The sequence below is a fragment of the Achromobacter sp. UMC71 genome, from assembly GCF_014170305.1.
Taxonomy (GTDB): Bacteria; Pseudomonadota; Gammaproteobacteria; order Burkholderiales; family Burkholderiaceae_B; genus Achromobacter.
Window position 1 is genome coordinate 120,163 of sequence record NZ_LZZT01000034.1, and the last position, 23,193, is coordinate 143,355.

Consider the following 23,193-nt stretch of genomic DNA (forward strand, 5'->3'; position numbering starts at 1 on the left):
TGCACCCTAAAGTGCCTTACTTCACCCCGTACTTGTTCCGGTACGCCAGCACTGCGTCTCGGTGCTCGGCAAACGCGGCGTCGTCTTGCAGCAGCGCCATGATGTCCGCCAGCGACGCGATAGCCACGACCGGAATGCCGTAGGTCTTGGCCACGTCCTGCACGGCCGAATGGGCTGACAGGGCGTCGTCCGGGCCCGCGCGTTCCATGCGATCCATGGCGATCAGCACCGCGGCCGGCTCGGCGCCCGCGTTGCGGATGATCTCCACCGATTCACGTACCGAGGTGCCCGCCGTGATCACGTCGTCGATGATCACGACCTTGCCCTTGAGCGGCGCGCCGACCAGCGTGCCACCTTCGCCGTGGTCCTTGGCTTCCTTGCGGTTGTAGGCAAACGGCACGTCGCTGCGGCCTTGCATGGCCGGGTGACCGGCCAGCGCCACGGCGGTGGCCGTGGCCAGCGGGATGCCCTTGTAGGCCGGGCCGAACAGCATATCGAAGGCCACGCCCGAATCCAGCAGCGCCTGGGCATAGAACCCGGCCAGCTTGCCGACCGAACCGCCGCTGTTGAACAGGCCCGCATTGAAGAAATAGGGGCTGATGCGTCCCGATTTGACCTTGAAGCTGCCGAAGCGCAGCACGCCTTCGTTCAAGGCGAAGCGGACGAAATCGAGCGAGGTGGCACGGTGGGCGGATTGGGCGGCAGACATGCGAGGAAGGTCCAAAAGATGGCAAACCCCCGCATTTTATCCGGTGTCGGGGGCTTTCCCTGGCAGCGGCGCAGAGTCGGTTAAATTCCTGGCATTGTTCCGGCCGTCCTCGGCCGCTCTACAGGAGTCCCGCTTTGCTGCGCATCACGTCGATCAACCTCAATGGCATCCGGTCCGCCTTCCGCAAGGGCCTGCAACCCTGGATGGACAAGCACGCTGCGGACGTGCTGTGCCTGCAGGAAATCAAGGTATCGGACGAAGACCTGACCGAAGACCTGCGCCACCCGCCCGGCTACACGGGCCATTTTCATCATGCCGTGAAAAAGGGCTACAGCGGCGTGGGCATCTATCTGCGCGACGCGGCCGAGCGCGTTGTCAGCGGCCTGGACTGCGAAGAATTCGATCCCGAAGGCCGCATCATCCGCGCCGACTGGAAGAACCTGTCCGTCATCAGCGCCTACCTGCCGTCCGGCTCCAGCGGCGATGAACGCCAGCAAGCCAAGTACCGCTTCCTGGACCGCTTCGGCCCGTGGATCGACCAACTGATGCACGAGCACAAGAAAACCGGCCGCGAATTCATCATCTGCGGCGACTGGAACATCGCGCACAAGGAAATCGACCTGAAAAATTGGAAGGGCAACCTGAAGAACTCCGGTTTCCTGCCCGAAGAGCGCGCCTGGCTGACCGACGTGTTCGACAAGCGCGGCTTCGTAGACGTGTTCCGCACCATCGACGACCGGCCGGACCAGTACACCTGGTGGAGCAACCGCGGCCAGGCCTGGGCCAAGAACGTCGGGTGGCGCATCGACTACCAGATCGCCACGCCCGGCATCGCCGCACGGGCGCGCAATGTCGCCATCTATAAAGACGAGCGCTTTTCGGACCACGCGCCGCTGACCATCGACTACGACGCGACGCTGTAAGGCCAAGGGCCAACGCGGCTCAATTGGCCGAGTTGGTCTGATTTTTCTCAAATAAAAATAAGGGACATATAAAGGTGACAACAAGACTGACAATCCCCCCGCCGGGGCGTATTGCCGGTGTCCGCCCCTATGGCGGCACGCTTGCGCACCCTTAGTCAAAATGAGAATTAATAAGGGACATATTAATTTCCCCTATGAATTCAACGCCCCCAGGTCTCATCTATGAAAGCCGGGGTATGCCGGAAGCCTATCGGCTTCAAATGCGTCCCCATTAAAATAAGAAAAAAGCGCTTTGATATCAAGGTGATGGCGCATCTTCCGGCTTTGCGCGGGGCAACAAATTAGCCCTACAATTCCGCACCAAGCCGGTGCCAATTGCACCAAAACGGACACAAACCGCCCCACAACGGCGCATGTCCGCACCTATTCGAAGCCCCCCAAGGAGATCATGTTGAAAGTGCAGAGTCTGGACGACTTCCTGCGTGGCGTCGCCGCGCGCGATCCGCAGCAGCCGGAATTCATGCAAGCCGTCCAGGAGGTGATGCTGAGCCTGTGGCCTTTCATCGAGAAGCACCCCCACTACGCCGAGCACGCCCTGCTCGAGCGCCTGGTGGAACCGGAACGCGTGATCCAGTTCCGGGTGTGCTGGACCGACGACCGCGGCCAGGCACAGGTCAACCGCGCTTTCCGCATCCAGCACAGCTCGGCCATCGGCCCGTTCAAGGGCGGCATGCGTTTCCACCCCTCGGTGAACCTGTCGATCCTGAAGTTCCTGGCCTTCGAGCAGACCTTGAAGAACTCACTGACCACCCTGCCCATGGGCGGCGGCAAGGGCGGCTCGGACTTCGACCCCAAGGGCAAGTCCGACGCCGAAGTCATGCGCTTCTGCCAGGCCCTGATGATCGAGTTGTACCGCCACCTGGGCCCGGACACCGACGTGCCGGCCGGCGACATCGGCGTCGGCGCGCGTGAAGTCGGCTTCATGGCCGGCATGATGAAAAAGCTGTCCAACTCCACCGCCAGCGTATTCACCGGCAAGGGCCTGACCTTCGGCGGCAGCCTGATCCGTCCCGAAGCCACCGGCTACGGCACGGTCTACTTCGCCGAAGAAATGCTCAAGCGCGTCGGCAAGTCGTTCGACGGCCTGCGCGTGTCGGTGTCCGGCTCGGGCAACGTGGCGCAATACGCCATCGAGAAGGCCATGTCGCTGGGCGCCAAGGTAGTGACCGTGTCCGACTCGAACGGCACCGTGGTCGACGAAGCCGGCTTCACCCACGAAAAGCTGGTGGCGCTGATGCACGTCAAGAATGACCTGCGCGGCCGCCTGGACACCTATGCCCGCCAATTCGGCCTGGTCTACGAAGCCGGCAAGCGCCCCTGGCACGTGCCGGTGGACGTCGCCCTGCCCTGCGCCACCCAGAACGAACTGGAACTGGCCGATGCGCAGACGTTGATCAAGAACGGCGTGCTGTGCGTGGCCGAAGGCGCCAACATGCCCGCCACCCTGGATGCCGCCAAGGCCTTCATCGCAGCCCGCGTGCTGTACGCTCCGGGCAAAGCCACCAACGCCGGCGGCGTGGCCGTATCGGGGCTGGAAATGGCCCAGAACTCGGCCCGCCTGGCCTGGACCCGCGAGGAAGTCGACGCGCGCCTGCACGCCATCATGCGCGACATCCACGAAAACTGCGTGCGCCACGGCCACAGCGAGCGCGAATACGTCAACTACCTGGACGGCGCCAACATCGCCGGCTTCGTCAAGGTAGCCGACGCGATGCGCCAGCAGGGCCTGTATTAAGCCGTCATCGCGCCTTGCCGGGCGCGAGCCCGCTGCCAAAGAAAAACGGAGCCGCAAGGCTCCGTTTTTGCATGGGCGCGGGATCAGTGTTTCATCGCGCCGTGGTCGTGGCTCATGCCCGGGTTGTAAGACGCCGGCTTGACCTTGAACACCACCGCCACCTCGCCCGCCTTCTCGAACTTGAGCGTGGCCGGCACGGTGCCGCCTTCGGCGAACGGCGCCTTTAGCTTGATGAACATGACGTGGTAGCCCCCGGGACTGAGCTTGACCTCGGTGTCGGCCGGCAGGGCAATGCCGTCTTCGACCTGGCGCATCTTGGCCACGCCGTTGGCGGTTTCCACCGTGTGCAGCTCGACGCGCTCGGCCGCGGCGGACGTGATCGACAGCAGGCGGTCGGGCGTCTTGGCGTCGTTGTCGATATCCATGTAGCCGGCGCCGTTGGACTGGCCCGGGGCGGAGGCGCGCACCCAGAGGTCGTCGATCTCGACTTCGCCGACCTTGTAGTCCTTGGCCCAGGCCGAACCGGCCGCGCACAGGCCCAGGGCGGCAATGGCGGCGAACTTGCGGATGTTCATGGGGTGATCTCCTATTGGGTTAACGCCGCCGGACCAGGCTGCGGGCGGCTGACAGAACCGAGTCGGTCAAAGCTTCCATCGCCTCGGAGTTTACCCGCCAATGCTGCCAATACAGCGGCACATCCTCCCACGCCCGACCCCGCAACAGGACCAGATGACCTGCATCAAGGTGTTCTTGCACAAGCGGCAGCGGATTCATGGTCCACCCCAGCCCGCCCAGCGTCGCCTGCACGAACGCACGCGTGGAAGGCACCCACCAGACCGGCGGCTGCCACGGCGCCGGATCCGAGATCTTGTGTGCGAAGCGGGCCTGCAGCGCGTCCTTGCGGTTGAACACCAGCACAGGGGCCTGGGCCAGCGTCTGCGCGTTCACGCCCTGTGCGAAGTAGCGCTTGTGGAAGGCCGGGCTGCAGGTCGCCACGTAACGCATGCTGCCCAGCGCGTGGATGCGGCAGCCCTGCACCGGATCGGCCAGCGTCGTCACGGCGCCCAGCACCGAGCCGTTGCGCAGCAATGCCGCGGTGTGATCCTGGTCTTCCGACAGCATGTCCAGCGTGGCGCGGGTGCGGCCGGCGAACTGCAGGGCCGCGTCGACGAACCAGGTTTCCAGGCTGTCGTGGTTGACCGCCACGGGAATGCTGGCGTGCGGCACGTCGTCGTCCGCCACGCCCAGGCGGTTCAGGGCGTCGTGCTCCAGCAGCGCCGTCTGTTCGGCCAGTTGCACCAGCACCTGGCCGTCGGCGGTGGCGGCGGCCGGTACCGTGCGCTGGACCAGCAGCCGGCCCATGCGGTCTTCCAGCGCCTTGATCCGCTGCGACACCGCCGACGGCGTCACGCTCAGCGCCAACGCGGCGCGGTCGAAGCTGCCTTCGCGCACTACCGCGGCCAAGGCGCGCAGATTGCCGTGATCGATCTTCATTGGATTAGTTTTACTTAAGATAGTGAAGGAAAATTAGCTGTATTTCAGGCCCCGTGCAAGCGAAAATGATGCATTGCCGGTATGCGCAACGCTGCCGGCCCGGTTTTCAAGCGCCGCCATAAGGCGTTGCAGTCGAGAGGTTCGCGTCATGTTCGCCACGTTGTCATCCCCCCTATTCCTTACCGCCTGGGCTAGCGGCACCGCCACCGGGCTGGGCCTGTTCGCCGTCGTCGGCGCGCAAAGCGCGTTCATCCTGCGCCAGGGGTTGATGCGCGCCCATCTCTTGTCGGTGGTCGCCATCTGCGCCCTCATCGACGCGGTCTTCATCTTCGCCAGTGTGTCCGGCCTGCAGGCGCTGACCGCCTGGTTTCCCTGGCTGACGACCGCCGTGCTGTGGTTCGGCGTGGCCTTCCTGTCCTGGTACGCCCTGCAATCAGCCCGCCGCGCCTGGACCGCCACCGGCGGCCTGGCCGCCGCGCGCGACGTGGTGCCCTCGCGCCGCGCCGCCATGCTGGGCGCGCTGGGCTTTTCGCTCTTGAACCCGCATTTCTGGCTGGACATGGTGGTGGTGGGCTCGCTGGCCCACGGCTTCGACGACGCCCGCATGGCGTTCGCCGCCGGCGCCTTCACCGCCAGCCTGCTGTGGCTGGCCGTGCTGGGCATCGGTTCGCGCCTGTTCGCCCGCTTCTTCGCCAGCGCCTCGGCCTGGCGCATGCTGGACGGCGTCATCGCCGTGGTCATGGCCGGCCTGGCGGTCGGCCTGGCGGTCAAAGGCGTGTAACAAACCGGCTATTCGTGCCGCTCGTCCCGCCGGGACTTAGGGAATACGGGGACAGACTGCCTCGCCCGGCACTTTTATAATCGCCGCGTTGCCACTCTTTCGTCGGGCGCATGGCCGGCCCGCCAGACGATCATGCGCGGACCCTCCCCTTCCAAAGACGTGCGCCTGCCGCCGCTGGCCGCCATCCAGGCGTTCGAGGCGGCCGCCCGGCTGGGCTCGTTCGAGCGCGCCAGCGAAGAGCTGTTCGTCACCGCCAGCGCCATCGGCAAGCGCATTGCTGCGCTCGAAGCCCTGCTGGACGTGTCGCTGTTCATCCGCAGCAGCCGCGGCGCCACGCTGAGCGCCGCCGGGCGCGAATACCTGGAACAGGTGCGCACGGCGCTGGACCTGCTGTCCGACGCCTCGCTGCACAAGCGCGGCGAGCCCAAGCTGGAACCGCTGCGGGTGGTGTCCACCCCCACTTTTGCCCGCCAGGTCCTGATCCCCTCTCTGCCCAGCTTCACCGCCGCCCACCCGGACGTCGAGCTGGAGATCCTGCTGTCCATTCCTTACCTGGACATCATGCCGCCCAACGCCGACGTCTGGATCCGTTTCGGCAGTGGCAAATATCCCGGCCTGCACGCGCAGCGGCTGACCTCGGACCCCGTGTTCGCGGTCTGCTCGCCTGACTATCGCGACGCCCATGGCCCCTTCCTGCGCCCGGCCGACCTGACCCGCGCCGCCTTGCTGCGCTGCCCGATGGAGCCCTGGCGCCCCTGGCTGGCGGCGGCGGGGCTGGACTGGCCCGAACCGGCGCGCGGCGTCTGGCTGGTGGACCTGGGCATGATGCTGGCGGCGGCCCGCGCCGGCCAAGGTCTCGCCCTGACCCGCCGCACGCTGGCCGCGGAATGGCTGGACGAAGGCAAATTGCTGCGCGTGCTGGACATCGAAACCGCCGGCGAATCCCAGTACTACCTGTGCACCGAGATCTCGCGTCCGCCCCGCGCCGCCGCCCAAGCGTTTTCCCTATGGCTGGCCGAGGTCTGCGAACGCGCATCCCAGTGGCCACGGGGCTTGCCGGCCAAGCCGGAATAAATTTCCAGTCCCAGGCGGAATGAAATTCCGCGCACCAAGGCGCATCGCTGGCTAGGATGCGCCGAACGTGACCGCGCGCGGAAAGCGGCGCCGCGCACCGCGCGCCCGCCGCCTGCCCCGCTGCCTCATGCTGCATCGCAGCGCAGCGCCCCCGGACCGTATGGATGTACTAGGTATTTACACGGAAAAAGCCCGCCGGGTCAGATTCGCGTAAGCGATTAAGCAGACAGTCACAACACGCAACACAGGAGCGCGCCGCCTCATCCCCATTTCCTCGCCGCCAGGCGCCGGCACACGGTTTTCCACGCAGTTCTACTAATTACAACGGAGACATCCATGGATTTTCGTTTGAAGCTGCTCGCAGGAACCCTTGCATTTGCCGTATCGGCCGCGGGCTACGCCGCCGACCCCATCAAGATTGGCGTGGCCGGCCCGTACACGGGCGGATCTTCCTCCATGGGCGTCAGCATGCGCGACGGCGTCCGCCTGGCGATCGAGGAAATCAACAAGAGCGGCGGCGTGCTGGGCCGTCAGCTGGTCGCCGTGGAGCGCGACGACGAGGCCAAGAATGAACGCGGCGTGCAGATCGCCCAGGAATTGATCAACAAGGAACAGGTCACGGCCACGGTCGGCTACATCAACACCGGCGTGGCGCTGGCTTCGCAGCGCTTCTACCAGGACGCCAAGATCCCGGTCTTCAACAACGTCGCCACCGGCAGCGTCATCACGCACCAGTTCAAGGCGCCGGAATACCCGGACAACTATGTGTTCCGCAACGCGGCGCACGACAGCATCCAGGCCCCGATGATCGTCGAGGAAGCCGTCACCCGCCGCGGCTTCAAGAAGGTCGCGATCCTGGCCGACTCCACCAACTACGGCCAACTGGGCCGTGAGGACCTGGAAAAGGCCCTGGACGCCAAGGGCATCAAGCCCGTGGCCGTGGAAAAGTTCAACATCAAGGACGTCGACATGACGGCCCAGTTGCTCAAGGCCAAGGCCGCGGGCGCCGAAGCCGTGCTGACCTACGGCATCGGCCCTGAACTGGCCCAGATCGCCAACGGCATGACCAAGCTGGGCTGGAAGGTGCCGATCATCGGCAGCTGGACGCTGTCGATGGCCAACTACATCGACAACTCCGGCGCCAACGGCGAAGGCGCGCGCATGCCGCAGACCTTCATCCAGGACCCGGACACGCCCAAGCGCAAGGCCTTCATCGACGCCTACCTGGCCAAGTTCAAGCCCAAGAACAACCGCATCGACTCGCCGGTGTCGGCAGCCCAGGGCTACGACTCGATCTTCCTCTTGGCCGCGGCCATCAAGCAGGCCAACTCGACCGACGGCCCGAAGATCCGCGAAGCGCTGGAAAACCTGCAAACGCCCGTCGAAGGCGTGGTGATGACCTACAACAAGCCGTTCACCCACGACAACCACGACGCGATCACCGCGAAGGAAGTGGTCATCGGCGAGGTCAAGGGCGGCCGCGTGGTCAAGGCCAACTGAGTTCGTCTGAAGCAACAACGCGGCGGCTGCCCGGCCGCCGCCGCCGGCGCCTCCCACCCGGGGCGCCGGCATGCAGCCGCCTGACAACAGCGTTCTGCCCAAGGGGGTTGGGCCGGACCAAAGCGCCTTACGAAAAACACCATGATTCTTCTACAGCTTATCTATAGCGGTATCGCGCTAGGCATGATCTATGCCGTCATCGCGTTCGGGTACCAGCTCACTTTCGCCACATCCGGCACCTTGAATTTCGGCCAGGGCGAAGCCCTGATGCTGGGCGCGCTGGTCGGGCTGACGCTGGTCGGGCTGGGCGTCAATTACTGGGTGATGATTCCCATCGTCTGCATTTTCGGCTTCGCGCAGGGCGCGCTGGTCGAACGCATCGGCGTGCGGCCGGCCATCAAGACGCGGTCGGAATTCGGCTGGATCATGGCCACCATCGCCCTGGGCATCATTTTCAAGAACGTGGCCGAGAACATCTGGGGCCGCGACGACCTGCGTTTTCCTTCTCCGCTGCCCGAAGCGCCGATCCAGGTGCTGGGCGCCAATGTGCTGCCGATGGAACTGCTGGTGGTGTTCGGCGCGCTGGCCATGATGCTGCTGGTGGAAGTGTTCAACCGCAAGTCCATCTACGGCAAGGCCTTCGTCGCCACATCCAATGACCGCGACGCCGCCGGCCTGATGGGCATCAACACCGGCATGGTGATCACGTTTTCGTATGCGCTGTCGTCGCTGACCGCCGCCTTCGCGGGCGTGCTGGTGGCGCCGCTGACGCTGACCGGCGCCACCATGGGCGCGGTGCTGGGCCTGAAGGCCTTCGCGGTCGCCATCATCGGCGGCCTGTCCAGCGGCATGGGCGTGGTGGTGGGCGGGCTGATCCTGGGGATCGCCGAAACCACCACCGGTTTCTATCTTTCCACGGGGTACAAAGACGTGCCGGGCCTGGTCCTGCTGCTGCTCGTACTGACCTTCAAGCCCGCCGGCCTGTTCGGCAAGACCGCGATCAAGAAGGTGTAAGCGATGAAACCCCTGCACCTGCTTCTTTCCATCGTGGCGGTGGCCTGCCTGGCTGCCGTGCCCCTGGGCGTAACCAATACGTACTACCTGCACCTGATCGAAACGATCATGATCTATTCGATCCTGCTGTTCGGGCTCGATATCGTGGTGGGCTATACCGGCCAGGTGTCGCTGGGCCACGCCGGCCTGTTCGGCATCGGCTCGTATGTGGCCGGCGTGCTGTTCTTCCATCTGCAGATGCCCATCTGGGTGATCCTGCCCGCCGCCATCCTGATCGCTGCCGCATTCGGCGCGGTGCTGGCGCTGCCGGCCCTGCGGGTGACGGGACCGTACCTGGCGATGGTGACGCTGGCGTTCGGCACCATCATCCAGATCCTGATCAACGAAATGACCTTCATGACCGAAGGGCCGCTGGGCATCAAGATCCCCAAGCCGTCGATCGGCGGGCACATCCTGACCAAGAGCGAGTACTTCTGGCTGGTCGCGGCGCTACTGGTGCTGTCGCTGATCGTGGTCCACCGCATCCTGAAGTCGCACCTGGGCCGTTCGTTCGAGGCGCTACGCGACAGCCCGATCGCGTCGGACTGCATGGGCGTGTCGGTCTACCGGCACAAGGTGTTCGCATTCGTGATCAGCGCCGGTTTCGCGGGCCTGGCGGGCGCGCTGTATTCGTATTCCGAGCAATACATTTCGCCCAATACCTATAACTTCGAACTGACCATCCTGTTCCTGCTGGCGATCATCATGGGCGGACGCAAGAGCCGCACGGGCGCGCTGCTGGGCGCGTCGATCATCGTGCTGCTGCCCAAGATGCTGGACGACATCGGTACCTTCCGCCTGATCGCGCTAGGCGTGGCGATCCTGGTGACGGTGGGCAGCGCGGTCGCCGTGTCCAAGGGACGCGCCGAGGCGCGCCGCGTCGCCGTGCCGGTGGTCGGCACGATCCTGCTTGCGGTGTTCTCGTACTGGCTGGATGCGGTGACCGACTGGCGCCTGAGCATCTTCGGCGCCATGATCCTGTTCGTCGTGTACTACCTGCCCGACGGCATCGTGGGCTTTGTGCGCAACCTGTTCTTCTCGACCCGCCGCGCGGCGCTGTCGGTGAAGAAGGACCTGGTCAAGGAACAGGACGCGGTGCCGGCGGCGGCGCAAGGCAAGGACGAGACCTTGCTGGCCGCCAAGGGCGTGCTGATGCAGTTCGGCGGCCTGAAGGCGCTGAACGAGGTGGACCTGACGATCAAGCGCGGCACCATCCATGGGCTGATCGGGCCGAACGGCTCGGGCAAGAGCACGATGATGAACGTGCTGACGGGCATCTATGTGCCGACGGCCGGCGCCGTGGAATTCTCGGGCAAGTCCCTGGTGGGGTTGGCACCGGCCGATATCGCGGCCACGGGCATCGCGCGCACGTTCCAGAACGTGCAACTGTTCGGCGAGATGACAGCGCTGGAGAACGTGCTGGTGGGACTGCACCACACCTTCACGACCGGGCTGGCCGGCATCGCGCTGCGCACGTCCAAGTGGAAGGGCGAGGAACAGGGCGCCCGCGCCCGCGCGCTGGCGCTGCTGGAATTCGTGGGGCTGGACGACATGGCCAGCGAAGAGGCGCGCAATCTGCCCTATGGCAAGCAACGCCTGCTGGAGATCGCCCGCGCGCTGGCGCTGGACCCGCAACTGCTGCTGCTGGACGAACCCGCGGCCGGCCTGACGGCGCCGGACATCGTCGAACTGCTGGCCATCATCCGCAAGGTGCGCGACCACGGCATCACACTGATCCTGATCGAGCACCACATGGATGTGGTGATGGGAGTGTGCGACACCGTGTCGGTGCTGGACTTCGGGCAGAAGATCGCCGAAGGCTTGCCGAATGAAGTGCAGAGCAACGCCAAGGTTATCGAGGCGTATCTGGGCGGCGCGCCCGCCTGACGCCAAGGACGACAATATGCTATCGATCAAGAATCTGGAAGCGGGCTACGGGAAGGTGAAGGTGCTGCATGGCATCAGCATGGAGGTCCCGAAGGCGAAGGTCGTGACGTTGATCGGCTCGAACGGAGCCGGCAAGACGACGACGATGCGGGCGCTGTCGGGGATGATCCGCCCGACGGCGGGCGAGGTGACGCTGAGCGGCAAGCGGATCGACGGGCTGGAGTCGCACCGCATTGCTCGGCTGGGACTGGCCCATTCGCCGGAAGGCCGGCGGGTGTTTCCGACGCTGTCTGTGACGGACAATCTGCTGCTGGGCGCGTTTCCGCGGCTGACGGGCAGCCGGCCGAAGGGGGACGTGCAAGCAGACCTGGGCCGGGCGATGGATCTGTTTCCGCGGCTGAAGGAACGGCGCGAGCAATTGGCGGGGACGCTGTCGGGCGGCGAACAGCAGATGCTGGCGATGGCGCGGGCGGTGATGCTGAATCCGGAGCTGGTGCTGCTGGACGAGCCGTCGATGGGGTTGGCGCCGATCCTGGTGGAAGAAGTTTTCCGGATCATTGCCCGCCTGAAGGACGAAGGCGTGACGATGCTGCTGGTTGAACAGTTTGCAGCGGCGGCGCTGAACGTGGCCGACTACGGGTATGTGTTGGAGAACGGGCGGATTTCAGTGCATGGGAGTGCTGAGAAACTCAAGCATGATCCGGCTGTGGTGGCGGCTTATCTAGGCGGCGGGCACTAGTTGGTTGCTTGCTGACCTTGGCTTGTGTCCTTGAGCCGCCTGTTGCGTTGGTGGCCTGTGAGGGCGGGGCTACGATTGCGGTCCGGAGCCTTCGCTCCGGACCGCAATCGTGGGCGCTCGCCATCAAGGCACCCAGCCCCAGGCGCGGCCTAAGCAAGAACCATCTTGCCTGAGCAAACAACCCCTGCCCAATCAGGCCGCGCCCCAGATCGCGCGCAGCGATCAGACCTCAATCGTCAGGGTCACATCGATATTGCCACGCGTAGCATTCGAGTAAGGGCAAACGATATGAGCCGCGGAGACAAGCTTCTCCGCTTCAGCACGATCCATCCCAGGCAACGAGATCTTCAGTTCCGCTTCGATGCCGAAGCCGGTCGGGATCGGGCCGATACCCACGGACCCATCGATGGTGGCGTTGGCGGGCATGGCGATCTTGTCGCGGCCGGCGACGAACTTCATGGCGCCCATGAAGCAGGCGGAGTAGCCGACGGCGAAGAGTTGTTCGGGGTTGGTGCCGGCCGCGCCAGCGCCGCCCAGTTCCTTCGGGGTGGTCAGCTTGACGTTCAGGTTGCCGTCGTTGGACACGCCGGTGCCTTCACGGCCGCCGGTGACGTGGGCGTGGGCGCGGTACAGGACTTTTTCGATGGACATGATGCGTTCCTTTTGAAAGGTGATGGTGGGACTGCCAGGCTGGCGGGACCCTTCCCGGCGCGGCCTTTCCTAATTAAATAGCACACAATTTCATAGCGCGCTATCTTTAATGCCGGATGACAGCATTTGCCATCATCCACTTCAAAGACTGAGATTCAAAGACTGCTGACCAGCTTTTCCCGCAATTCGTGTAACGCTTTCATGGTGCCCTGCGCTTCCTGCAGCGAGCACTGGGCGGCTGCGGCGATGGCGTGGGGCACGGCTTCGGCCTGGTTGCGCAGGTCGCGGCCTTGCTTGGTCAGGGTCACGATGACCTGGCGTTCGTCATTCTGTGCGCGGACCCGGGTGACCAGGCCTGCCGCTTCCAGCCGCTTGAGCAGGGGCGTCAGGGTGGCCGAGTCCAGGAACAGGCGTTCGCCGATGTCGGTAACCGTGATTTCGTCGCCTTCCCACAGCACCAGCATGACCAGGTATTGCGGGTAGGTCAGATCCAGGCCGCGCAGCAGCTTGCGGTACACCTTGTTCATCGCCAGAGAGGTCGAGTACAGGGCGAAGCACAATTGGCTGTCTAGCAGCAGCGGGTTGAAGGCGCCTTTCGGCTGGGATCTGGATTTCATTGCGCAATATTAAATAGCGCGCTATTTATCGTCAAGCACTTTTTTATGTTGCGCTGCGCAAGCGGTAACCGGCAATCAGGGGCTGGCAGGATTCGCGCCTGCCCGCGATTCAGGCGACGTGCTCGCCTTCCACGGCGCTGCGGTCGGAGCCGTACTGCTTGAGACCGTCCAGGTCGAGCACCCGCACGGCGCCGTATTCGACGTTCAGCAGGCCCGCTTCTTCCAGCTTGCGCAGCGCCTGGTTGGCGCGCTGGCGCGAGACGCGGGCCAAGTAGCCGACCTCTTCCTGCGTGATGGTCAGGCGCATGCCCATGCCGGGATACAGGAGCGGATTGAAGAGCTCGGCCAGGCAGCGGGCCACGCGGGCGTCGGGATCGAGCAGGCGGTCGTATTCGGCCTTGCCGATGAACTGGGCGACACGCTCGTTCAGCTGGTGCAGCAGGTAGCGATTGAAGGGGATGCTGTTGTCCAGCAGCCAATCGAAGGTGGCGGCGGGCAGGCGCGCGACGACCGATTCGCGCAGCGCGACGATGTCGTACTTGCGGACTTCGCGCTTGAGCAGCGAGCCTTCGCCGATCCAGCCGCCGGCGGGCACGCCCGTGAGCGAGGCGACCTTGCCCTCGGCATTGCCTACCGATACTTTCACCAGACCTGCCAGGACGCCTATCCATGCCTGGGCGAGTTCGCCTTTGCGCTCTATGATCGATCCGGCGGCGACCTGCTGCACGGAAAGGTCTCGCTCGACGCGCGATTGCTGCTCGGCGTTGAGCACGCGAAACCAGGCCGCGGCAAGTTGCAGGGAGTCGGATAGCTGCATCGGGAATACCCTAAAAGTTCCTTGAATGTCGCGATGGTGACAGTTGGTAGCAACCCAACCTTATACCTTAACTCCTGCCGTAAATCTAAAACCAACTGGTCAAGCGCGATATCGCCCGCGCCGCTCTTCGCGGCAGCCGGCCCGGCGCGCCCAAACCGGAGGAGACAACGTGGCACATTCATCGCCCGCATCTGCACAGGTGCCGGCCGCGCTGGACACCTTTCCAGCGCTGCTGTTCGCGCATGCCAACGTGCGCGGGTCGCGGCCCGCGATACGAGAGAAAGATCTGGGGATCTGGCAAACCCTTACCTGGTCCGATGTGGCGGAGCACGTGCGCCAGGTGGCCCATGGATTCGCGTCGCTGGGCATCAAGCCCGGCATGCACGTGGCTGTCATCGGTGAAAACCGCCCCCGCCTGTACATGGCCATGATGGCCGCGCAATCGCTGGGCGCGATTCCCGTGCCGCTCTACCAGGACGCCGTAGCCCAGGAAATGGTCTACGTGCTGCAGGACGCCGAGATCAGCGTGGCGGTGGTCGAAGACCAGGAGCAGGTCGACAAGATGCTGGAAGTGCGCGAGCAATGCCCCGCGCTCAAACACGTGGTGTATGACGACCCGCGCGGCCTGCGTCACTACTCGGACGCGATGCTGCTGTCGTATGAAAAGCTGGAGGAACTGGGCCGCGACTATGCCACGCAGCATCCCGACTTCTTTGCCCACGCCGTGGCTGCCGTGCAGCCGCATGATGCGGCGGCGATGTTCTACACGTCGGGCACCACCGGCAAGCCGAAGGGCGTGGTGCTGACGCACCATGCGCTGATCGACCGCGCCCGCGCCGTGTCCGACATGGAAAAGCTGACCGACCAGGAAGACGTGCTGGCCTACCTGCCGCCGGCGTGGATCGGCCAGAACATGTTTTCGTACACGCAGCTGCTGGTCACGGGCTTTACCGTGAACCATCCGGAATCGCCCGACACCGTGTCGATCGACATGCGTGACATTGGCCCCACCTACTATTTCGCGCCGCCGCGCGTGCTGGAAGGCTTGCTGACCCATGTGATGATCCGCATGGAAGACGCGGGCTACATCAAGCGCAAGCTGTTCCAGGCCTGCATGAAGCTGGCCCGCCGCGTGGGCACCCGCATCCTGGACGGCGAATCCGTCAACGCCTGGGACCGCCTGCGCTACGCGCTGGGCAACGTGCTGATCTACGGTCCGCTGCGCAATGCGCTGGGCATGAGCCGGGTGCGCGTGGCCTACACCGCCGGCGAGGCCATCGGGCCGGACCTGTTCGTGTTCTACCGGTCCATCGGCATCAACCTCAAGCAGCTGTATGGTTCGACGGAAACGTCGGTGTTCGTCTGCGTGCAGCCCGACGGCCAGGTGCGCGACGACACGGTCGGCCCGCCCGTGGCCGGCGTGGAGATCCGCGTGGCCGACAACGGCGAAATCCTGGTCAAGAGCCCGGGCCTGTTCAAGGAGTACTACCGCAACCCCGCCGCCACCGAAGAGGCGCGCAGCGCCGACGGCTGGTTCCACACGGGCGATGCGGGCTACCTGGACACCGACGGCCAGCTCAAGATCATCGACCGCGCCAAGGACGTGGGCAAGTTGGCCAATGGCAGCCTGTTCGCGCCCAAGTACCTGGAGAACAAGCTCAAGTTCTTCCAGCACATCAAGGAAGCGGTGGCCTTCGGCGCCGACCGCGAGGACGTGTGCGCCTTCATCAACATCGACCTGGAAGCCGTGGGCAACTGGGCCGAGCGCCGCGGCCTGCCCTATGCCGGCTACACCGACCTGGCGGGCAAGGACGAGGTCTACCAATTGATCGCCGAGTGCGTCGAACAAGTGAACGCGGACCTGGCCACCGACCCGAAACTGTCGGCCTCGCAGATCAGCCGCTTCCTGATCCTGCACAAGGAACTGGACCCCGACGACGACGAACTGACGCGCACCCGCAAGGTGCGGCGCGCCTTCATCGCGCAGAAGTACGGCGTACTGATCGATGCGCTGTTCGGCGGCAAGTCGTCCCAGTACATCGAGACCGAAGTGAAGTTCGAGGATGGACGCACCGGCAAGATTTCCGCCGACCTGCGTATCCATCCGGTCAAGACGTTCCCCGCCATCACCGCCCGAGCCGCGTAAAGACCATGAGCAACAACGACCGCGACCAGCGCATCGGCGACGTGATGCTGGATATGCAGAACATTTCGCTGTCCTTCGGCGGCGTCAAGGCGCTGACGGACATCTCCTTCAATGTGCGCGAACATGAAATCCGCGCCATCATCGGGCCCAACGGTGCGGGCAAGAGCTCGATGCTGAACGTCATCAACGGGGTCTACACGCCGCAACAGGGCAGCATCGAATTCCGCGGCGAACGATTTTCCCGCATGAACCCGCGCCGCGCCGCCGAAATGGGCATCGCCCGCACGTTCCAGAATCTGGCCTTGTTCAAGGGCATGAGCGTGCTGGACAACATCATGACCGGCCGCAATCTGCGCATGAAGTGCGGCCTGCTGTCCCAGGCATTCCGCCTGGGCGCCGCCGAGCGCGAAGAGATCGAACACCGCCAGTTCGTCGAGAACATCATCGATTTCCTGGAAATCCAGGCGTTCCGCAAGACGCCGGTCGGACGCCTGCCCTACGGCCTGCAAAAGCGCGTGGACCTGGGCCGCGCGCTGGCCATGGAACCGCGCCTGTTGCTGCTGGACGAGCCGATGGCCGGCATGAACATCGAGGAAAAGCAGGACATGAGCCGCTTCATCCTGGACGTGAATGATGAATTCGGTACGACGATCGTCCTGATCGAGCACGACATGGGCGTGGTGATGGATATTTCCGACCGCGTGGTGGTGCTGGACTACGGCAAGAAGATCGGCGACGGCAAGCCGGACGAAGTCCGCGCCAACGAAGACGTCATCCGCGCCTACCTCGGCGTGTCGCACTAAGGCGGACGAGACATGGGATTTTTTCTAGAGACCTTATTCGGCGGCCTGATGAGCGGCATGATGTATGCCCTGATCGGCCTGGGCTTCGTGCTGATCTTCAAGGCATCGGGCGTCTTCAACTTTGCGCAAGGCGCCATGGTGCTGGTGGCCGCGCTGGCCATGGCCCGCTTCTCGGAGTGGATACCGCGCTGGTTCGGCTTTGAAAACATGATCCTGGCCAACGTGCTGGCGTTCATCGTCAGCGCGATCCTGATGTTCCTGCTGGCCGTGGCGATCGAACGCTTCGTGCTGCGCCACCTGGTCAACCAGGAAGCCACCACGCTGCTCATGGCCACGTTGGGCATCAGCTACTTCCTGGACGGCCTGGGCCAGATCGCGTTCGGCAGCTCGGTCTATTCCATCAACGTCGGCATGCCGAAAGACCCGTGGATGATCCTGGACTCGGTGTTCGAAGGCGGGCTGCTGATCAACCTGGAAGACCTGACGGCCGCGGTCATCGCGGCGCTGCTGGTCGCGGTGCTGGCGCTGTTCTTCCAGTTCACCTCCACCGGCCGCGCCCTGCGCGCCGTGGCGGACGACCATCAGGCGGCGCAGTCCATCGGCATTCCGCTGAACCGCATCTGGGTCATCGTCTGGTGCGTGGCCGGCCTGGTCGCGCTGGTGGCCGGCATCATCTGGGGATCGAAGTTCGGCGTGCAGTTCACGCTGTCGACCGCGGCGCTGCGGGCGCTGCCGGTGGTGATCCTGGGCGGCCTGACCTCGGTGCCGGGCGCCATCCTGGGCGGCCTGATCATCGGCGTGGGCGAAAAGCTGTCCGAGGTCTACCTGGGGTCGCTGGTGGGTGGCGGCATCGAAATCTGGTTCGCCTATGTCCTGGCGCTGGTGTTCCTGCTGTTCCGTCCGCAAGGGCTGTTCGGCGAGAAGATCATCGACCGCGTCTGAGCGCAGGCCTTCTAGGATAAAAACATGTTCTATCGCGAAAACGGCCAATTCAAGACCAGCTATCGCGCTGACCAGCAGATCTTCCCGATCCGCCAGGACCGCATCTTCATCTGGCTGCTGCTGGCGGTGGCGTTCATCGCCATCCCGGCACTGTCCAGCGACTACCTGCTGCGCGCTATTCTGATTCCGTTCCTGATCCTGTCGCTGGCCGCCGTGGGGCTGAACATCCTGGTCGGCTACTGCGGCCAGATCTCGCTGGGCACGGGCGCCTTCATGGCGGTGGGGGCCTACGCGGCCTGGAACTTCGGCGTGCGCTTTCCGGGCATGCCGCTGATCATCCAGATCCTGCTGGGCGGGTGCTTTGCCACGCTGGTCGGCGTCATCTTCGGCATTCCCAGCCTGCGGATCCGCGGCCTGTACCTGGCGGTGGCCACCCTGGCGGCGCAGTTCTTCGTCGACTGGGCGTTCCTGCGCATTCCGTTCTTCACCAACTACTCGTCGTCGGGCAACGTGTCGGTGCCGCCCCTGACCGCTTTCGGCCTGCCGGTGCAGAGCGCGCTGGAAAAGTACCTGTTCGTGCTGATCCTGGTGGTGATCTTCAGCCTGCTGGCCAAGAACCTGGTGCGCGGCGCCATCGGCCGCCAGTGGATGGCGATCCGCGACATGGACGTGGCCGCCTCGGTCATCGGTATCCGCCCCATGTACGCCAAGCTCACCGCGTTCGCGGTCAGCTCGTTCATCGTGGGCGTGGCCGGCGCGCTGTGGGGCTATATCCACCTGGGTTCGTGGGAACCCCTGGCATTCGACCTGACGCGCTCGTTCCAGCTGCTGTTCATGGTGATCATCGGCGGGCTGGGCTCCATCATCGGCAGCTTCTTCGGCGCGGCGTTCATCGTGCTGGTGCCGGTGGCGCTGTCCAACGTGCCGCACATGCTGGGCCTGCCGTTGTCGGTGGATACGGCCGCGCACATCGAACACATGGTGTTCGGCGCGCTGATCGTGTTCTTCCTGATTGCCGAACCGCATGGGCTCGCGCGGCTGTGGAGCATCGGCAAGGAAAAGCTCCGTATCTGGCCGTTCCCACACTGATTTCGCATTGATTTCTGCGGGCCACGGCGGCAAAAGCGCCGCGGCCCACATCCTGAATACCCGGCTCCAGACCGGGCCAACCCCGGTGTCCGAGGGTTTATTGACCCAAACACCACGCAGGAGGTAAATGGAGATGAAGCGTCTTAACCTGAAGTTGGCGGCAGCCTTAGTGGCCGCAGCGGGCGCCGTGACCGCGGTGGCCACGCCGGCGATGGCGGCGGAAGAGCAGTTCGTTCCGTTGCTGGTGTATCGCACGGGGTCCTTCGCACCCTTGGGCATCCCCTGGGCCGACGGCAAGCTGGATTACCTGAAGCTGGTCAATGAACGTGACGGCGGCGTCAACGGCGTCAAGATCACCTACGAGGAATGCGAAACCGCCTACGCCACCGACCGCGGCGTGGAATGCTATGAACGCCTGAAGAGCAAGGGCACCGGCGCCTCGGGCTTTGACACCCAATCCACCGGCATCACCTTCGCGGTCAGCGACAAGGCCATGGTCGACAAGGTGCCCGTCGAAACGATGGGCTACGGCTTGTCGCAATCGGTGGACGGCAGCGTGTTCGAGTGGAACTTCCCGCTCCTGGGCACCTACTGGACCGCCGCCGACGTGATGATCCAGGACATCGCCAAGAAAGAAGGCGGCATGGACAAGCTCAAGGGCAAGAGGATCGCCCTGGTCTATCACGACTCGCCCTACGGCAAGGAACCGATTCCGCTGTTGCAGAAGCGCGCCGCCAAGGAAGGCTTCGAGCTGCTGCTGTATCCGGTGACCGCGCCCGGCGTGGAACAGAAGTCCACCTGGCTGCAGATCCGCCAGGCGCGTCCGGCCTATGTGCTGCTGTGGAGCGCGGGCATCATGACCCCGACCGCCATCCGCGAAGCGCAGGCCAGCGGCTATCCGCGCGACAAGATGTACGCCATCTGGTGGGCCGGCTCCGAAGGCGACGTGAAAGACCTGGGCGACGTTGCCAAGGGCTACAACGCCATCACTGTGCACAACAGCGGCGCCGAGCACGACAAGGTCTACGACGATCTGAAAAAGTACGTCTACGACAAGGGCCAGGGTTCGGACAAGTCGGGCAAGACCACGCTGGGCACCATCGCTCACACCCGCGGCATGATGATTTCGATGCTGCAGGTGGAAGCGATCCGCACCGCGCAAGAGAAGTACGGCAAGGGCAAGGCGCTGACGCCCGAGCAGGTGCGGTGGGGCTTCGAGAACCTGAACATCACCCAGGAACGCCTGAACCAGCTGGGCTTTGGCCAGATCATGCGTCCGGTCAAGACCTCATGCAGCAACCACAAGGGTGACGACTGGGCCCGCATCGTGCAGTGGGACGGCGCGAAGTTCAAGGTGGCCTCGGACTGGTACCAGGCCGACAAGACCCTCCTGGACCCGATGGTCAAGGAAGCCGCGGCGAAGTACGCCAAGGAAAAGAACATCACGCCCCGCACTTGCGAGAACTGATGTGAACCGGCGGCCGGCTCCCTTGGGGCCGGCCGCCACCACGCCGCAGGAACCGCCATGACCGCAGCAACCCCTACCGCTACTACCGCCGACACCCCCAAGGTGCTGCTCGATGTGAACGGCATCGAGGTGATCTACAACCACGTCATTCTGGTGCTCAAGGGCGTTTCCCTGCAGGTGCCGGAAGGCAAGATCGTGGCCTTGCTGGGCGCCAACGGCGCCGGCAAGACCACCACGCTGCGCGCGATCTCGAACCTGCTCAAGGGCGAGCGCGGCGACGTCACCAAGGGCCACATCCAGTACCGCGACCAGCGCATCGAACGGCTGTCGCCGGCCGAGCTGGTCAAGCGCGGCGTGGTGCAGGTGATGGAAGGCCGGCACTGCTTTGCCCACCTGACCATCGAAGAGAACCTGCTGACCGGCGCCTATACCCGCAACATCAGCCGTGGCGACACCAGCGCCGCGCTGGACCGCGTCTACCAGTATTTCCCCCGCCTGAAGCAGCGCCGCGCCAGCCAGGCCGGATATACCTCGGGCGGCGAGCAACAGATGACCGCCATCGGCCGCGCGCTGATGGCCAATCCCAACATGATCTTGCTGGACGAGCCGTCCATGGGACTGGCGCCGCAGATCGTGGAGGAAATCTTCGAAATCGTGCGCGACCTGAACCAGCGCGAGCGCGTCAGTTTCCTGCTGGCCGAACAGAACACCAACATCGCGCTGCGCTATGCCGACTACGGATACATCCTGGAAAACGGCCGCGTGATGATGGACGGCGCCGCGCAGGACCTGGCGCAGAACGAGGACGTCAAGGAGTTCTACCTGGGCATTTCCAGCGGCGAACGTAAGAGTTTCCGCGACAACAAGTTCTACCGCCGCCGCAAACGCTGGCTGGCCTGATCCCTGGAGCGGCAAGCCGGCGCGGTCTGGCTTGCCGCCGGCAACGACACCGCAGTACGGCACACGAGAGGGTGCGATCCCATGTCCGAGTTTTTCGATGTTCTGGAAACCCGAGCGCCCGAGCAACGCGAGCGGGAGCTGATGGCAGCCTTGCCCGGCGCCATCGCGCGCGCCATTGCCCGCGCCCCGGCGATCGCCGAGCAGCTGCGCGGCATCGACCCCGCCACGGTCACGTCCCGCGCGGCGCTGGCGCGCCTGCCGGTGCTGCGCAAGCACGAGCTGCTGGAACGCCAGCAGCACAGCCGCGACGACGCGGCGCGGCCCGCCGGCCCGGAAAAGGCCTTCGGCGGCTTCTCGGCCATCGGCTGGGGCGAAGCGATGCGCGTGTTTGCCTCGCCCGGCCCGATCTACGAACCGGAAAGCGCCCGCGCCGATTACTGGCGCTTTGCCCGCGCGCTGTACGCCGCGGGTTTCCGCGCCGGCGAACTGGCATACAACTGCTTTTCCTATCACTTCACCCCTGCGGGTTCCATGATGGAAACCGCCGCGCACGCGGTGGGTTGCACGGTGTTTCCGGGCGGCACGGGGCAGACCGAGCAGCAGGTGCGCGCGATCCAGGACCTGGCGCCCAGTGGCTACACCGGCACGCCCAGTTTCCTGAAGATCATCCTGGAGAAGGCCGACGAGCTGGGCGTGAAGCTGGATTCGCTGCGCCGCGCCCTGGTGTCCGGCGAAGCCTTTCCGCCGTCGCTGCGCGACTGGCTGGCCGCGCGCGGCATCGAGGGCTATCAGGCCTACGGCAGCGCCGACCTGGGCATGATCGCGTTCGAGACGCCCGCCCGCCAGGGCCTGGTGCTGGGCGAGGACATCATCGTCGAGATCGTGCGCCCCGGCACCGGCGAGCCGGTGCCCGACGGCGAGGTTGGCGAAGTGGTGGTCACCACCCTCAACCCGGACTATCCGCTGGTGCGATTCGGTACCGGCGACCTGTCGGCCGTGATGCCCGGCATTTCCCCTTGCGGCCGCACCAACACCCGCATCAAGGGCTGGATGGGCCGCGCCGATCAGACCACCAAGGTGCGCGGCATGTTCGTGCACCCGTCGCAGGTGGCCGACGTGGTGCGCCGCCATCCGGAAATCCTGCGGGCGCGGCTGGTGATCAGCGGCACCACGGGTTCGGACCGGATGGTCCTGAAAGTGGAATCGCGGGTACGCGGCGAAGAGCTCAGCGCCCGCATCGCCGAATCGATGCGCGACGTGACCAAGCTGCGCGGCGACGTCGAATGGGCCGAGGCCGGCACCCTGCCCAACGACGGCAAGGTCATCGACGACATCCGCACCTACGAGTGAGGCGGCCGACGCCCGGCGGTCGGCTGCCCCGGGCGTCGGCCGCCTAAGCGGCCAGCGCCATCACCGCCTTGATCAGCATGGCCACGGCCACCAGCGCCGCGAACAGCGCGAAGCTCTGCTGCAGGCGCCGTGGCGGGAAGCGATCGGCGACGGCGCGCCCGGTCAACATGCCCACCACCGCGGCCAGCGTGAACGGCAACGCGATGAACCCGTCCAGATGGCCGCCCGCCGCGGCGGCGGCCACGCCGCTGGCCGACACCAGCGCGATCACGGCCAGCGACGTGCCCACGATGGCCTGCATCGGCAGGTCGGTGGCGCGGCGCAGCGCGGGCACGATCACGAAGCCCCCGCCCACCCCCAGCAAACCCGACAGGAATCCGGCGATCACGCCGGTGCCGGCCAGCGCCCGGGCGCACGGCGCCGTCCAGCGCAGGCGGCCGGTGTCCGTATTGAGC

Annotated in this window: 22 protein-coding genes; 15 read left to right on the forward strand and 7 right to left on the reverse strand. The window is 64.9% G+C overall.

What is annotated here, in order from left to right; all coding sequences use genetic code 11:
- Positions 1-16: 16 nt before the first annotated feature.
- Positions 17-709 carry an orotate phosphoribosyltransferase gene (pyrE, locus tag A9974_RS17100; protein WP_183005360.1) on the reverse strand — a complete coding sequence of 231 codons (693 nt, stop codon included), beginning with the start codon at positions 707-709 and terminating at the stop codon, positions 17-19.
- A 134-nt stretch (positions 710-843) separates the two neighbouring features.
- Between pyrE and A9974_RS17105 the strand changes: the two genes are divergently transcribed.
- Together A9974_RS17105 and gdhA are read left to right on the forward strand one after the other, a co-directional pair.
- Entirely contained in the window at positions 844-1,632 is a 789-nt protein-coding gene (locus A9974_RS17105; RefSeq protein WP_183005361.1) for an exodeoxyribonuclease III, read from the forward strand.
- A gap of 448 nt (positions 1,633-2,080) precedes the next feature.
- Entirely contained in the window at positions 2,081-3,427 is a 1,347-nt protein-coding gene (gene gdhA, locus A9974_RS17110; protein ID WP_183005362.1) for an NADP-specific glutamate dehydrogenase, read from the forward strand.
- An 83-nt stretch (positions 3,428-3,510) separates the two neighbouring features.
- On the opposite strand, the gene A9974_RS17115 is transcribed toward gdhA, so the two are convergent.
- On the reverse strand, positions 3,511-4,002 hold the full coding sequence (locus A9974_RS17115) for a copper chaperone PCu(A)C (protein WP_183005363.1): 492 nt from the start codon (positions 4,000-4,002) through the stop codon (positions 3,511-3,513).
- A gap of 19 nt (positions 4,003-4,021) precedes the next feature.
- Positions 4,022-4,921, reverse strand: a complete 900-nt coding sequence (locus A9974_RS17120; protein ID WP_183005364.1) for a LysR family transcriptional regulator ArgP — start codon at positions 4,919-4,921, stop codon at positions 4,022-4,024.
- Between the two features lie 148 nt (positions 4,922-5,069).
- Between A9974_RS17120 and A9974_RS17125 the strand changes: the two genes are divergently transcribed.
- From A9974_RS17125 to A9974_RS17150, 6 genes are all read left to right on the forward strand, one after another.
- Complete coding sequence (locus A9974_RS17125) at positions 5,070-5,702, forward strand: LysE/ArgO family amino acid transporter (RefSeq protein ID WP_183005365.1); 633 nt, start codon at positions 5,070-5,072, stop codon at positions 5,700-5,702.
- Between the two features lie 132 nt (positions 5,703-5,834).
- Entirely contained in the window at positions 5,835-6,776 is a 942-nt protein-coding gene (locus A9974_RS17130; RefSeq protein WP_183005366.1) for a LysR substrate-binding domain-containing protein, read from the forward strand.
- Positions 6,777-7,112: 336 nt separating this feature from the next.
- Positions 7,113-8,276, forward strand: coding sequence for an ABC transporter substrate-binding protein (locus A9974_RS17135; protein WP_183005367.1), 1,164 nt, complete (start codon positions 7,113-7,115; stop codon positions 8,274-8,276).
- Between the two features lie 141 nt (positions 8,277-8,417).
- Positions 8,418-9,290 carry a branched-chain amino acid ABC transporter permease gene (locus tag A9974_RS17140; RefSeq protein WP_025136577.1) on the forward strand — a complete coding sequence of 291 codons (873 nt, stop codon included), beginning with the start codon at positions 8,418-8,420 and terminating at the stop codon, positions 9,288-9,290.
- 3 nt (positions 9,291-9,293) lie between these two features.
- Positions 9,294-11,216, forward strand: a complete 1,923-nt coding sequence (locus A9974_RS17145) for a branched-chain amino acid ABC transporter ATP-binding protein/permease (RefSeq protein WP_183005368.1) — start codon at positions 9,294-9,296, stop codon at positions 11,214-11,216.
- A gap of 16 nt (positions 11,217-11,232) precedes the next feature.
- Positions 11,233-11,955: an ABC transporter ATP-binding protein gene (locus tag A9974_RS17150; RefSeq protein WP_183005369.1), complete on the forward strand. Its 723-nt coding sequence runs from the start codon at positions 11,233-11,235 to the stop codon at positions 11,953-11,955.
- A 222-nt stretch (positions 11,956-12,177) separates the two neighbouring features.
- Here A9974_RS17150 and A9974_RS17155 read toward each other — a convergent pair whose 3' ends face one another.
- From A9974_RS17155 to A9974_RS17165, 3 genes are all read right to left on the reverse strand, one after another.
- Positions 12,178-12,606 carry an organic hydroperoxide resistance protein gene (locus A9974_RS17155; RefSeq protein ID WP_175191521.1) on the reverse strand — a complete coding sequence of 143 codons (429 nt, stop codon included), beginning with the start codon at positions 12,604-12,606 and terminating at the stop codon, positions 12,178-12,180.
- 155 nt (positions 12,607-12,761) lie between these two features.
- A complete protein-coding gene (locus A9974_RS17160; RefSeq protein WP_183005370.1) occupies positions 12,762-13,223 on the reverse strand; it encodes a MarR family winged helix-turn-helix transcriptional regulator in 462 nt (153 codons plus the stop codon).
- 109 nt (positions 13,224-13,332) lie between these two features.
- Positions 13,333-14,040 (reverse strand): Crp/Fnr family transcriptional regulator, encoded by a 708-nt coding sequence (locus A9974_RS17165; RefSeq protein WP_183005371.1) that lies wholly within the window; start codon positions 14,038-14,040, stop codon positions 13,333-13,335.
- A 169-nt stretch (positions 14,041-14,209) separates the two neighbouring features.
- Here A9974_RS17165 and A9974_RS17170 point away from each other — a divergent pair, with 169 nt between their 5' ends.
- The 7 genes from A9974_RS17170 to A9974_RS17200 all read left to right on the forward strand — a co-directional run bounded on the left by A9974_RS17170 (position 14,210) and on the right by A9974_RS17200 (position 22,738).
- A complete protein-coding gene (locus A9974_RS17170) occupies positions 14,210-16,186 on the forward strand; it encodes an AMP-binding protein (RefSeq protein ID WP_183005372.1) in 1,977 nt (658 codons plus the stop codon).
- 5 nt (positions 16,187-16,191) lie between these two features.
- Positions 16,192-16,989: an ABC transporter ATP-binding protein gene (locus A9974_RS17175; RefSeq protein ID WP_183005373.1), complete on the forward strand. Its 798-nt coding sequence runs from the start codon at positions 16,192-16,194 to the stop codon at positions 16,987-16,989.
- 12 nt (positions 16,990-17,001) lie between these two features.
- Positions 17,002-17,931 (forward strand): branched-chain amino acid ABC transporter permease, encoded by a 930-nt coding sequence (locus A9974_RS17180; protein WP_183005374.1) that lies wholly within the window; start codon positions 17,002-17,004, stop codon positions 17,929-17,931.
- Positions 17,932-17,955: 24 nt separating this feature from the next.
- The gene (locus A9974_RS17185) at positions 17,956-19,020 is read left to right on the forward strand and encodes a branched-chain amino acid ABC transporter permease (RefSeq protein WP_025136586.1); all 1,065 of its coding nucleotides are present in this window, start codon (positions 17,956-17,958) and stop codon (positions 19,018-19,020) included.
- A 127-nt stretch (positions 19,021-19,147) separates the two neighbouring features.
- Positions 19,148-20,488 (forward strand): ABC transporter substrate-binding protein, encoded by a 1,341-nt coding sequence (locus A9974_RS17190; protein WP_183005375.1) that lies wholly within the window; start codon positions 19,148-19,150, stop codon positions 20,486-20,488.
- 57 nt (positions 20,489-20,545) lie between these two features.
- The gene (locus tag A9974_RS17195) at positions 20,546-21,388 is read left to right on the forward strand and encodes an ABC transporter ATP-binding protein (RefSeq protein WP_183005376.1); all 843 of its coding nucleotides are present in this window, start codon (positions 20,546-20,548) and stop codon (positions 21,386-21,388) included.
- 81 nt (positions 21,389-21,469) lie between these two features.
- Entirely contained in the window at positions 21,470-22,738 is a 1,269-nt protein-coding gene (locus tag A9974_RS17200) for a phenylacetate--CoA ligase family protein (protein ID WP_183005377.1), read from the forward strand.
- Between the two features lie 43 nt (positions 22,739-22,781).
- Here A9974_RS17200 and A9974_RS17205 read toward each other — a convergent pair.
- Positions 22,782-23,193: TSUP family transporter (locus A9974_RS17205; RefSeq protein ID WP_183005378.1), on the reverse strand; the 412-nt coding region annotated here is incomplete at its 5' end.

What these genes read in the sequence shown, in the direction of transcription:
- pyrE (WP_183005360.1), bottom strand. Translation starts at nt 709, where the DNA reads ATGTCTGCCGCCCAATCCGCCCACCGTGCCACCTCGCTCGATTTCGTC.
- gdhA (WP_183005362.1), top strand. Translation starts at nt 2,081, where the DNA reads ATGTTGAAAGTGCAGAGTCTGGACGACTTCCTGCGTGGCGTCGCCGCG.
- A9974_RS17115 (WP_183005363.1), bottom strand. Translation starts at nt 4,002, where the DNA reads ATGAACATCCGCAAGTTCGCCGCCATTGCCGCCCTGGGCCTGTGCGCG.
- A9974_RS17120 (WP_183005364.1), bottom strand. Translation starts at nt 4,921, where the DNA reads ATGAAGATCGATCACGGCAATCTGCGCGCCTTGGCCGCGGTAGTGCGC.
- A9974_RS17125 (WP_183005365.1), top strand. Translation starts at nt 5,070, where the DNA reads ATGTTCGCCACGTTGTCATCCCCCCTATTCCTTACCGCCTGGGCTAGC.
- A9974_RS17130 (WP_183005366.1), top strand. Translation starts at nt 5,835, where the DNA reads ATGCGCGGACCCTCCCCTTCCAAAGACGTGCGCCTGCCGCCGCTGGCC.
- A9974_RS17135 (WP_183005367.1), top strand. Translation starts at nt 7,113, where the DNA reads ATGGATTTTCGTTTGAAGCTGCTCGCAGGAACCCTTGCATTTGCCGTA.
- A9974_RS17140 (WP_025136577.1), top strand. Translation starts at nt 8,418, where the DNA reads ATGATTCTTCTACAGCTTATCTATAGCGGTATCGCGCTAGGCATGATC.
- A9974_RS17145 (WP_183005368.1), top strand. Translation starts at nt 9,294, where the DNA reads ATGAAACCCCTGCACCTGCTTCTTTCCATCGTGGCGGTGGCCTGCCTG.
- A9974_RS17150 (WP_183005369.1), top strand. Translation starts at nt 11,233, where the DNA reads ATGCTATCGATCAAGAATCTGGAAGCGGGCTACGGGAAGGTGAAGGTG.
- A9974_RS17155 (WP_175191521.1), bottom strand. Translation starts at nt 12,606, where the DNA reads ATGTCCATCGAAAAAGTCCTGTACCGCGCCCACGCCCACGTCACCGGC.
- A9974_RS17160 (WP_183005370.1), bottom strand. Translation starts at nt 13,223, where the DNA reads ATGAAATCCAGATCCCAGCCGAAAGGCGCCTTCAACCCGCTGCTGCTA.
- A9974_RS17165 (WP_183005371.1), bottom strand. Translation starts at nt 14,040, where the DNA reads ATGCAGCTATCCGACTCCCTGCAACTTGCCGCGGCCTGGTTTCGCGTG.
- A9974_RS17175 (WP_183005373.1), top strand. Translation starts at nt 16,192, where the DNA reads ATGAGCAACAACGACCGCGACCAGCGCATCGGCGACGTGATGCTGGAT.
- A9974_RS17180 (WP_183005374.1), top strand. Translation starts at nt 17,002, where the DNA reads ATGGGATTTTTTCTAGAGACCTTATTCGGCGGCCTGATGAGCGGCATG.
- A9974_RS17185 (WP_025136586.1), top strand. Translation starts at nt 17,956, where the DNA reads ATGTTCTATCGCGAAAACGGCCAATTCAAGACCAGCTATCGCGCTGAC.
- A9974_RS17190 (WP_183005375.1), top strand. Translation starts at nt 19,148, where the DNA reads ATGGAGATGAAGCGTCTTAACCTGAAGTTGGCGGCAGCCTTAGTGGCC.
- A9974_RS17195 (WP_183005376.1), top strand. Translation starts at nt 20,546, where the DNA reads ATGACCGCAGCAACCCCTACCGCTACTACCGCCGACACCCCCAAGGTG.
- A9974_RS17200 (WP_183005377.1), top strand. Translation starts at nt 21,470, where the DNA reads ATGTCCGAGTTTTTCGATGTTCTGGAAACCCGAGCGCCCGAGCAACGC.